This is a genomic window from Pseudoclavibacter sp. JSM 162008 (genome assembly GCF_041366455.1).
In the GTDB taxonomy this organism is placed as follows: Bacteria; Actinomycetota; Actinomycetes; order Actinomycetales; family Microbacteriaceae; genus Pseudoclavibacter.
In genome coordinates this window covers 49,904-61,100 of record NZ_JBEWYX010000021.1, presented here as the reverse complement: position 1 = coordinate 61,100, position 11,197 = coordinate 49,904, and the positions used below count along the sequence as shown (strand labels likewise).

The window sequence follows — 11,197 nt, the reverse complement described above, 5'->3', positions numbered from 1 at the left end:
CCGCCACCACGCCACCGCCGCAGACGAACTCCGCCGCGTCACGACCGGCACGAACCTGCGCTAACCTGACCACGCGACCTGAGGAATTCCGATGAGCAACTCTGGGGAATTTCGATGAGCGCCATCACGTACGGGCCTGCCTCTAGGAGGGGATGGGAAGGGAGAAATGCCGACTTGATCGACTGTTGCCCTCGAGGCTCCAATCGCCGAATGACCACACCCGCCGCCGGTCAGATCTTGCGGACTGATATCGTGCGCATGCGGCTCGCTCACTGAGAAGACGACGACGTTACGTATGCGTCAGTGAGAGAGTGAAACTGGAACACGAAAGGGACCCGCAAAAGCACCGCAGTCCTATGAGAGCACTGATGGGATGAGCCCGGAAGGCTGCGCGTGATTGCGGTCGACACCTTTGTTCGTGCCACAGCGCGGAGGTTCGGCTTTGCGGTACGCAGACCCGGGAGCTAGCGGCCGGGCACGCGAAATATCTGCGCGCATTATTCGGAGACATGGACCGGGCCTCGTCGGCGACTGACCACGAGCATCACCCAACGCAGGACTCCATAGGGGGAAGCTCGACATGTTTCACGTGGAACAGAGTCGCGCTGGTCCGTTTGTTGGCGAAGCGAGACAGGGCTCTTTGAGTAGTCACACTCACACCTAGGCTTCGTCGTTCTCATCTGGGTACGAGGTTGGTGCCCGGCCAAGCTTAGAACCTGCGACCCATTCCACCCCAGTCCCGAATGAGCTCTAGGTGGCTCACCAGGTGGCTCACGCCAACGTCCGGCAGTGGAACAGCAGAGAGACCCGGGACGTATTCTGTGCTCAGAGTGCTGCGGCCAGTAGGGTCGTCGATTCCCCTCAACAAGCACAGAGGGCTTGAGTTGGCGCGGCCGTGGTGCAACAACCGGCCGCACGACTCGTCGTCTGACGGTCGCCACATGTGAGAGGACCAAACGTGAATCTAGCTCAGGAAGCGTTTGGTTGATCAGGGCATGCCCTGGGTCGGGCAGGCCGGGGCCCGGGGCCTCGGTCAGCTCACCGGGTCCGTCAAGGTGCCGGGGCACCACAGTCACAGCCTGTCGTCGGGTCGGCTGTTGTCGTCTCTCGCCGTGTCATCGATTCGGTCGGGATCATGTTTGAGCCGGCCTGTATTGCACGTGTGGCCATTCGTAGAGAGTCGGCGAACCGCGAACCGCGAACCGCTAGCCACGGGGACCTACAACCAGAGGTTTCACGTGGAACCCTGGCCTGTACGGATGATTCGGCGCAGGCGGGACAATCATGGAGCCCTGGCGTACCAAGGCTTCTGCCTCCGAATTGAATAGACGCGAAGCGCGGATAGGGCAGAGGGTTTGCGTATGGAGAGCGCAGGGCTCTGCCCCCGATCACGCAACCCCGGCGGATTGAGTCGTAGGGATTTGACACCCTCAGTCAGCACGCAGTTGCACGCGTGTTTCACGTGAAACTCCGGAGCGTGCGCCAGGGGGCCGAGGTACACCGTGATCCGAGGCGCCCACCTGCCCAGGCTGGGGATGGCGGTCCGGAGAGCCGCAACCCCGCCCGGCTCCACAGTCCGAGTCCTCACTGCCCTGCGTCGATTGAGATGTCCCTTTCGAGGAAAGGGAGAACCCGACCTGTTCAGTTCAGCCCGGAGGTTGTCTGTCGTGACACCTCCTGAGATCGATCAATTGATGCAGACGCGCTCGTACCCGCAAAACAATCTCCCCATAGGACTTCGCGTCGCAGCAAGCGGACAAGTGTGCTTCAGCCACTCGCACGGGATACCTCACGTTTCACGTGAAACGAGCATGAGATCACCGAACCAGCGCTTCAATTCTTGCTGCCGTCGGCTGCAGTCCTTGGTCCAATGAGAGTCGTGCGCCTTGAGTGGAATCCTGCAAGACCGGCGATGCATGTGCACGCGGCAGGGATCAAGTGCATCGAAGGCCCACGGGAACCCTGCAGATCAACGACCTCCAGTGAGTAGTCAGCTCGCTTCGGCGGGTCCGGCCCCAATCTCCATGTCTCGGCGCGGGAACGCCACCCTGCTGCCCAGGACGGACAGCCCAACACGTCAACCCTGTGGCTGAAGTTGAAGTATGGGCCGTGTTTCACGTGAAACTTGCGCCGCGCCACCAGCCTCGGCGATTCCACAACTCTGAGCGTCGCCGCGTTTCCATTGCGGATGTGAGGCACAATTGAGACGTCTACTTGAGGGAGAGCATTCTTGAAAGCTTCATCTGCCGGCGACGCTGTGACGCCATCAGCGTCGGGGCTCGACGATTCGCCGCTCGCGACAGCATTGTCTGAGCTGAACCAGCGGAGGAAAAGCCTGGTCAAGAAGGAAGTTCCCCTCCCCAACCACACGCGGATCTTCACGATCTCCAACCAGAAAGGCGGCGTGGGCAAGACGACGACCGCCGTCAATCTGGCCGCAGCTCTCGCTACCCTCGGTGCCCGGGTCTTGGTGATCGACCTGGACCCCCAGGGCAACGCTTCTACGGCCCTTGGCATCGAACATCGTGGAGAGACCGCTGGCACGTACGAAGCGCTCCTCGACGGTGAGCCACTGCGTGAGCTGATGCAGCAGTGCCCTGACATCGACACGCTGTGGTGCGTCCCGGCCACACTCGATCTCGCGGGCGCAGAGATCGAGCTCGTCAACCTCGACAAGCGCGACTACCGCCTCCGACAGGCCATCGCCGCCCTCCTCGACGAGACCACCGGTACCGAGGAAGAGTTCCACTACATCTTCATCGACTGCCCTCCCTCCCTTGGGTTGCTGACGATCAACGCATTCGTCGCCGCTCGGGAGGTACTCATCCCCATCCAGTGCGAGTACTACGCCCTCGAGGGGCTCGGGCAGCTGATCTCGAACCTCAACCTCCTCTCGCAGGACCTCAACCCGCAGCTGCGGCTCACGACGATCCTGCTGACGATGTACGACGGGCGAACCAACCTCTCCCAGGAGGTCGCCGCCGACGTTCGCGAGCACTTCCCTCAAGAAACGCTCAAGGTCGCGATCCCGCGCACTGTGCGAATCTCCGAGGCCCCGAGCTTCGGCAAGACCATCATTTCCCACGAACCAACCTCGACCGGCGCGATCGCGTATCTCGAAGCGGCCGTCGAAATCGCCCAGCGAGGAGCATAACCACCATGGCAACCAAGAAACGCACCGGACTGGGACGAGGCATCGGCGCTCTCATCCCGACCTCCGATAGAGGCGCCTCGCGCCCTTCAGACGTGTTCTTCGACAGCGAGACACCGGCGTACCCGACGACTGCATCGTCACGCACCAATCCAGCAGAGTCTTCACCGAAGGCAGACGGAGCCTCGGAAGACACCTCGAAGGCGGCCCCCGCGTCGGAGAAGTCCACGGCCAACGCACCCAAGCGGGCGGCACCTGCGCGCGCGAGCCGAGCAAAGGTACCCGCAGTGGACGCCGCGACGGCGAAGAGTGGCACCGCGAAGAAGGCATCGGCAGATAAGGCGCCGGCAAGAAGGACGACAGCAGCATCGTCGAAAGCACGCACCACCGCGAAGCCAGATGCCAACGAGGCGGCCGTAGCTCCAGAAACGAACGAGACAACCACACGAGCGGAGACCACTGAATCGACGAACAACGATTCAGCCGGGCTTGAGGCCGGAACAACCGAAACCGCCGCTACAGCGGCGACAGCTGCGAGTGGCGAGAGCCAGGGCTCGGAAGACTCAACCGGAGACGAGGACTCCGACGGTCTGGTTGAGATCCCGGGCACCACCCTGCGCGCTCTGGATCCGAACCGCATCGTTCCGAACGCGCACCAGCCTCGTACGGAGTTCGACGAAGATGCCCTCCAGGAGCTCATCACGTCGGTTCGGGAGTTCGGTGTGCTTCAGCCGATCGTCGTGCGTCCCATCCCTGCCGACCATCCGCTGCGCGATGAGGCCGACTTCGAGCTCATCATGGGCGAGCGTCGCCTGCGCGCGACGAAGGCGGCAGGCCTGGAGAGCATCCCCGCCGTCATCCGGAACACGGAAGACGACGTCATGCTGCGTGACGCGCTTCTCGAGAACCTGCACCGCAGTCAGCTCAACCCGCTCGAAGAAGCATCCGCGTACCAGCAGCTCCTCAACGACTTCGGGATCACCCAAGAGGTGCTCGCCGAACGCATCGGCCGTTCGCGGCCACAGATCAGCAACACGCTGCGCCTCCTGCGCCTCCCGCTGGAAGTGCAGCGTCGTGTCGCGGCCGGAGTCCTCTCCGCCGGTCACGCACGCGCGATCCTCAGCGCCGGGGAACCCGCGGCGATGCAGCAGCTCGCCGACAAGATCGTCAACGAAGACCTCAGCGTTCGATCCGCCGAAGCAGCCGCAGCGAAGTCCAGCAGCGCCAAGGCCGACACGCAGGCACCCATCCACAAGGAGCCACGCAGCGGTCTCACCGGGTACCTCGACGAGATCGGCGAGCAGCTCGGCGACCGGCTCAACACCCGCGTCAAGGTCACGCTCCGCCGCACCAAGGGTCAGATCGTCGTCGACTTCGCCTCGATCGCCGATCTCAACCGCATCCTCGAAGAACTCGGCGAGTCGGCCCCCGGAAAGTAGCCGAGCCGCATGAAGCGCTGAGAACTCCGCACCGCGCGACGAAGCGGGTGGATGGGCCGGAAGGCGCATCCACCCGCTTCGTCATCCGAGGCTTGGTGTGGAGCTACTCGAGCGGCCCGCGCCCGGCAGCTGCGGCAGCCAGCTGGGCGTAGATGGTGCTCAACTCCGAGTCGTCCGCTTCGATGCCGAGCGGCACGATCGAGGTCTCAGTGAGGCCAGGAATGGGGTCGGCCTCGAGGAACCACACAACACCGGCTTCGTCGACGATGAAGTCTGCACGGGCGATGTCCGACAGCCCGATGCTCGCGATCGCGAGGCGCGCGGCGTCACTGACGCGCGCGGCCTCGTCGTCGGAGAGCCTGGCCGGCGCGTAGTAGGTCGTCTCGCCGGCGTTGTAGCGCGCCTCGTAGTCGTACACGCCGTTGTTGGCGACGACCTCGACCGCGGGGAGTGCGAGCGGCTCGCCATCCAGGTCGAGCACGCCGACCATCACCTCACGGCCCTCGATGCGCTTCTCGATGATGACGGTGTCGTCGTAGGTGAAGGCGGTGACGAGCGCCTGCGGGAGCTCCTCGAACGAGACCACCGAGGTGACCCCCTGTGCGGAGCCGCCCTCGACGGGCTTCACGACGGCCGGCAGCTCGATACCGCGGGCGATGAGGCGCATCACGGCCTCGGCACCGAGTTCCCGGAACGTGCTGTTCTCGAGCACGATCGAAGGCGGCGTGGCCAGGCCAGCGCGCTTCGCGATCGCCTTCGCTGTCGCCTTGTTCCAGGCGAGCCGCGCGGACGTCGGACGCGACCCGACGTACGGGAAGCGGCCAGCGCGGAGCAGGGAGTAGAGCGCACCGTTCTCACCGCTGGAGCCGTGCAGCAGCGGCCACACGACATCAGGCTTCGTCTCCTCGAGAAAACCGAGCAGCGACGCGTCGGGCTCGCGGATGGTGACGTCCGCACCCGCTCGACTGAGCGCATCCGCGACTCGCCTGCCGGAGCGCAGCGACACGTCTCGCTCGTGCGAGATGCCGCCGGAGAGGATGACGACGTGCAGGCCCTCGATGCTCAATGGGGTTCCCTTCGTAGGAGAGTCAGGTGCCGCGGTCAGGAGATGTTCGGCGGGGGCATGTTGACGCGGTCCTCGTCCGGCCCGCGTCGCGCCGACGTGCCGAACGTCTCGACGAGGTCGAGCTCGCCGTTGATCACGTTGGCGAGACGTCGCACGCCTACCTTGATGCGTTCGGGCGTGGGGTAGCAGAACGAAAGGCGCATCTCGTGGCGGCCGCGGCCGTCGGCGTAGAACGCGGTTCCGGGCGTGTACGCGACGAGCTCTTTGACGGCGCGGGGCAGCATCTGCTTCGAGTCGAGCTGCTCGGGAAGGCGCACCCAGACGAAGAAGCCACCGTTCGGCTTCGTCCAGCTGAGCTGGGGCAGGTGCTCGTGCAGCGCCCGGTCCATCACGTCGCGGCGTTCGCGGTAGACAGCGCGGTAGCCCTCGATCTGCTGTTGCCAGTCGCTCTGCCGCAGGTACTCCGTGACGACCCACTGGTTGAAGGTCGACGGGGAGAGGATCGAAGCCTCGACCGCCAGAATCAGTTTCTCGCGGATGGCGTGTGGCGCGAGGGCCCAGCCGACGCGCAGGCCGGGCGAGAGGATCTTCGAGAACGAGCCGAGGTAGATGACGTTCTCGGCGTCCATCGAGCGCAGCGCGGGAAGGCCCGGCTTGTCGAAGTACAGGAGCCCGTACGGGTTGTCCTCGAGGATCAGGATGTGCTCGCGCTTGCAGATCTCGAGCACGCGGATACGCCGCTCGAGGCTCATGGTCACGCCGGCCGGGTTGTTGTAGTTCGCGACGGTGTAGAGGAACTTGATGGTTCTGCCGTCGGCTCGAAGACGCGCGATGTTCTCCTCGAGGGCCTCGGGGATGAGCCCGTCTTCGTCAATCGTGACCTGCGCAACGTCTGCCTGATACGACTTGAACGTTCCGAGCGCGCCGACGTAGCTGGGCGCCTCCGTGAGGACGACGTCGCCCGGGTTGAGGAAGAGCTTCGACACGAGGTCGAGTGCGTGCTGCGAGCCGGTCGTCGTGACGACGTCATCCGCGGAGGCGTCGTTGATGCCCTCGAGGCTCATGACCTGCAGGATCTGCTCTCGCACCTCGGGGATGCCCTGTCCGCCGCCGTACTGCAGCGCCTCGGAGCCGTGCTCTCGCATCATCGTGGTGAAGGCGGAGTGGATGAGCTCCTCGGGGAGCGCCTGCACGAACGGCATTCCGCCTGCGAGGGAGACGACCTCGGGGCGGGAGGCGACGGCGAAGAGCGCTCGGACCTCGCTGGCGGCCAGACCGGCGGTGCGGTCGGCGTAGCTGGTGTACCACGGGTCAAGGTTGCGGCCTGTCTGCGGGCCGACGTCTCCTGGATGCGTCACGGGGTTCCTTCGCGAGAGTCGAAATCCCAGGATACGCCCGAGCGGAGAGTTCCTTCGCGAACCGCATGCAGGAAGTGGACTGCACGGCCCTCCCGTGTCCGGGGTCAGTCGCGAGCGATCGGCGCGCGCTGCCCGTCCAACACGTGCAGGAGGGCGCTGGGGGCGACCTCGATGTCGAGGCCGCGTCGACCGCCGGACACGAAGATCGTCGGGTACGCGAAGGCGGAGTCGTCGAGGTAGGTGGCCAGGCGCATCCGTTGCCCGAACGGGCTGATACCGCCCCGCACGTACCCGGTGCGCTTCTCGGCGAGCGCCGTGTCGGCGAGGGCCGCGCGCTTGCATCCGGCCGCCTGGGCCAGAGCGCGCACGTCGAGGGAGCCGCTGACGGGGACGACGGCAACCGCGAGCTGCTTGTCATCCAGCTGCACGACGAGTGTCTTGAAGACGCGTGACTCGTCGACGCCGAGCTTCTCGGCGGCCTCCGCCCCGAACGCAGAGACGCCGGGGTTGTGCACGTAGCTGTGAACCACGTGCTCGACCCCGGCTGCGTCGAGCGCCTTCGTCGCGGGGGTGATGGGCGCTCGCGCCATGTCTGCGTGACCTAGCTCTGAGGCTTAGCCCAGGTAGTCGGCGAACTGCTTCTCGAGGGCCGCGCGCGGGTACGCGCCGACGACCTCCTTGACGACCTCGCCGTTCGAGAACAGCTTGAGGGCGGGGATGCTCGTGATGCGGAACTTCATGGCCAGGTCGGGCTCGTCATCGACGTTCACCTTGACGATGGAGAGGTTCTCGTGGGCTTCGCTCATCTGGTCGAGCACCGGCGCGACCTGACGGCACGGGCCGCACCAGGGCGCCCAGAAGTCGACGATGACGGGACCTGGGGCGTCTGCCACGATCTGGTCGAAGTTCGCCGTGGTGGCGACGATCGGTTCTGACATTGGTACCTCCGTGGGAGTTGTCGTGCTTCGTGGTGGATGGTGTTCGGCGCAGAGTGCCTGCTCGGATTGAGCGGATGCGGCACCAGGCGGGTCAGACGATGACGGTCTCGTTCTCGGTGACCGCTGCTGCAGCCTGCTCCTCGGACTCTTCCGCGATGGGCTCAGGCTGCGCCGCGAGGTACGCCTCGGCGTCCAACGCGGCGACCGTGCCGGACCCCGCGGCAGTGATGGCCTGGCGGTAGTGCGGGTCGATGACGTCGCCGGCCGCGAAGACGCCGGGGATGCTGGTGCGCGAGGACCGGCCGTCGACCCAGATGGTGCCCTCGTCGGTGATGTCGAGGATGTTCCTGAACAGGTCGATGCGCGGGTCGTTGCCGATGGCGACGAACACGCCGGTCACCGGCAGCTCGGTGCGTTCGTTGGTCGCGGTGTTGAGCACGCTCGCACCCTCGACGCTGGCCTCACCGGCGATGTCTTCGATGCGGGAGTTGAGCATCCAGTCGATCTTCGGGTTGTGCTCCGCGCGCTCGCGCATGATGACCGACGCGCGCAGGTTCTCGGAGCGGTGGATGATCGTGACCTTGCTCGCGAAGCGCGTCAGGAACGTCGCCTCCTCCATGGCCGAGTCGCCGCCGCCGACGACGGCGATGTGCTGGTCCTTGAAGAACGCGCCATCGCAGGTCGCGCACCAGGAGACGCCGCGGCCGGAGAGGCGAGCTTCGGCATCGAGGCCGAGCTTCCGGTACGCGGATCCAGTGGAGATGATGATGGTGCGCGCTTCGAAGTCCCCGCTGTACGACGTGGAGACACGCTTGACGTCGCCGTCGAGCTCGACGGACGTGACGTCGTCGTAGACGAGCTCGGCGCCGAAGCGCTCGGCCTGCGCCTGCATGCGCTCCATGAGCTCGGGCCCCATGATGCCCTCGGGGAAGCCGGGGAAGTTCTCGACGTCGGTCGTGTTCATGAGCTCGCCGCCGACCTCGACGCTCGAGGTGATGACAACCGGCTTCAGGCCTGCGCGCGCCGCGTAGATGGCGGCGGTGTAGCCCGCGGGGCCGGAGCCGATGATGATGACGTTCCGCATGAGTCCTCCACGCTTCTTCGAACCGCGGGAATCGCGGCTCGACATACAGGCAAACGCGTTGAGACTAGCGACTATTCCTTCGGACGAGGTGGTGAACCGCGCCCATCGTCGTCATCGGCGCTGTTCCGCGCTTCGCGGGCGAGCCGGGCTTCCTCTTCACGGCGGGCTGCCAGCTCGATCACCGCGCGGCGCTCCTCCTCACGGCGTTCGCGACGCGTGCGCGGCGGCTCCGTGCGACCGACCTTCGGGATCTCGGTCGTGCGCGAGTGCATGGGCAGGATGATGCCCGCGGTCGAGAGGTCCTCGGTCGCGCCGCCGAACGCCCACGAGGCGGCGTTGACGCGCTCTTCGCGCTCTTCCTGCTCCTCGGCCTGACGGCGTTCCTCGGCGATGTCCGGTTCCACGTCTTCAGACGCGAGGTTCCACGGCGTCGGTGCAGCGTCGTTGCCTGAGACGGCCACCGTGTCGGGGAACGTTGCGAGGATGTCCGCGTCGAGCTCGCCGTCCTCGTCGTCGCGGCGTGCGGCACTCGAGGGGCCACCGGTCTTGACGCCGAAGCGGGCCAGCAGTGGTCCGGCGAAGCCGCGGAACTCCGGCGACTTGAGGACCCAGAGCAGCGGGAAGTAGAAGAGGGCCATGGTGCCGGCGCCGATGGCGCAGGAGATCAGGGCCTGGAAGATTCCGGAGCGAGGGAAGCCGTCTTCCTGGAACGTGCCGAGCAGGACCATGACGATCAGCGCCGGGATGGAGGCGGCGATGGCCGCGACCGTGAAGCGCACGTAGGAGCGGGTGATGTTCGCGAAGTCGAGCTGCCCCATCCGCTTCCTGAGGATGACGAGGAGGATCGCGAGTCGCAGCGTCGACATGATCGACTGCATGAGGGCGAGCCCGACGACGATGAACTCGACAGGGCCGATGGCGGCGAGCGCCATGCCGAAGATGTGCAGCGGAACCGTGAACAGGAACACGAAGAACACCGTCTTGGTGTCCTCGAGCGCGTAGAACGCACGCTGCACGATGAACAGCCCGCTGAACGGGATCAGCCCGACGAGGAACGCGACGAGCGTCAGCGCGATGGAGTTGATGCCGGCATCCGTCGACGCGAAGATCCTCGCGAAGGGTACCGAGACGAGCGCGAGTCCGAACCCCGAGAAGACCAGGAACATGCCGATGAGCCGTGAGCCCTCGGAGAGATCGCGGATGAAATCCTTCGGCCGTCCGTCGCTGATCGCAGCGCTCATGCGGGTGAAGAACGCGGTGGCGATGGAGACCGCGATGACGGCGTGCGGAAGGGCGAAGATGAGGAACGCGTTCTGCATGGCAGCGATTGACGCTGCCCGACCGAAGGCGACATTCGCGACGATCGTCTCGACGAGGCCCGCGAGCTGCATGACCAGCAGCATCCCGAGGGTCCACCCGGCCAGCCTGCCGACCTGGCCGAGCCCCGTGCCCCGGAACTGGAAGTCGAGGCCGAAGCGGAGCCCCGCGCGACGCCAGAAGAACAGCAGCACGATGGTCTGCATGGCGACGCCGAGCGTGGCGGTGCCGCCGAGCATGGCGATCATCGTCGGGTCCCACGAGTCGATGTTGCGTCCATCGCCCGTGGGGTCGGCTCCGAAGACGGAGCTGAAGAGCAGCAGGCCCGCGATGCCGACGACGTTGTTGGTGACGGGTGCCCACGCGAACGGTCCGAACAGGCCGCGCGCGTTGAGGATCTCGCCGAGCACCGCGTACATGCCGTAGAAGAAGATCTGCGGCATGCACCAGTACGCGAACGCCACGAGCAGGCCGAGCTGCTCCGAGCTGAGGCTCGCGCCGTAGAGCGCGCCGATGATAGGGGCGCCCACGGTCGCGAGGATGGTCAGCCCGCCGAGCAGCACCATGGCCAGCGTGACGAGTCGATTGACGTACAGCTGGCCGCCATCCTCGTGCCTGGCCGCCTTCACGACCTGCGGCACGATGACGGCGTTGAGGAGGCCGACCGAGATGATCGAGTAGATGTTGCTCGGCAGCTGGTTCGCACCGGCGAACGCGTCGGCGGAGACGCCGATGACGCCGATCGTCTGCGCGATGACGATGGCCTTCACGAAGCCCAGCACGCGCGACACCATGGTGCCGGATGCCAGGAGCGCGCTCGCCCGAGCGATGCCCTGAGCCATGC

The 11,197-nt window shown here is 65.7% G+C and carries 7 protein-coding genes and 1 pseudogene; 2 read left to right on the top strand and 6 right to left on the bottom strand.

The genetic code is table 11. The features are described from left to right. Positions 1 to 2,230 precede the first annotated feature (2,230 nt). On the top strand, positions 2,231 to 3,154 hold the full coding sequence (locus ABVF28_RS15285) for a ParA family protein (RefSeq protein ID WP_179555487.1): 924 nt from the start codon (positions 2,231 to 2,233) through the stop codon (positions 3,152 to 3,154). A 572-nt stretch (positions 3,155 to 3,726) separates the two neighbouring features. Further along, positions 3,727 to 4,590 (top strand): annotated as a pseudogene (locus tag ABVF28_RS15280) (ParB/RepB/Spo0J family partition protein); the annotation flags it as partial. A gap of 103 nt (positions 4,591 to 4,693) precedes the next feature. Here the strand turns inward: ABVF28_RS15280 and ABVF28_RS15275 are convergent. The 6 genes from ABVF28_RS15275 to murJ all read right to left on the bottom strand — a co-directional run bounded on the left by ABVF28_RS15275 (position 4,694) and on the right by murJ (position 11,195). After that, complete coding sequence (locus ABVF28_RS15275) at positions 4,694 to 5,656, bottom strand: D-alanine--D-alanine ligase (protein WP_371031144.1); 963 nt, start codon at positions 5,654 to 5,656, stop codon at positions 4,694 to 4,696. Between the two features lie 35 nt (positions 5,657 to 5,691). Beyond that, complete coding sequence (locus ABVF28_RS15270; protein WP_371031143.1) at positions 5,692 to 7,014, bottom strand: PLP-dependent aminotransferase family protein; 1,323 nt, start codon at positions 7,012 to 7,014, stop codon at positions 5,692 to 5,694. A gap of 104 nt (positions 7,015 to 7,118) precedes the next feature. Beyond that, positions 7,119 to 7,604, bottom strand: a complete 486-nt coding sequence (ybaK, locus tag ABVF28_RS15265) for a Cys-tRNA(Pro) deacylase (RefSeq protein ID WP_371031142.1) — start codon at positions 7,602 to 7,604, stop codon at positions 7,119 to 7,121. A gap of 24 nt (positions 7,605 to 7,628) precedes the next feature. Next, positions 7,629 to 7,952: a thioredoxin gene (gene trxA / locus ABVF28_RS15260; protein WP_104244011.1), complete on the bottom strand. Its 324-nt coding sequence runs from the start codon at positions 7,950 to 7,952 to the stop codon at positions 7,629 to 7,631. Between the two features lie 91 nt (positions 7,953 to 8,043). Further along, positions 8,044 to 9,036 carry a thioredoxin-disulfide reductase gene (trxB, locus tag ABVF28_RS15255; RefSeq protein ID WP_104310956.1) on the bottom strand — a complete coding sequence of 331 codons (993 nt, stop codon included), beginning with the start codon at positions 9,034 to 9,036 and terminating at the stop codon, positions 8,044 to 8,046. A 71-nt stretch (positions 9,037 to 9,107) separates the two neighbouring features. Next, positions 9,108 to 11,195, bottom strand: coding sequence for a murein biosynthesis integral membrane protein MurJ (murJ, locus tag ABVF28_RS15250; RefSeq protein WP_371031141.1), 2,088 nt, complete (start codon positions 11,193 to 11,195; stop codon positions 9,108 to 9,110). Positions 11,196 to 11,197 lie beyond the last annotated feature (2 nt).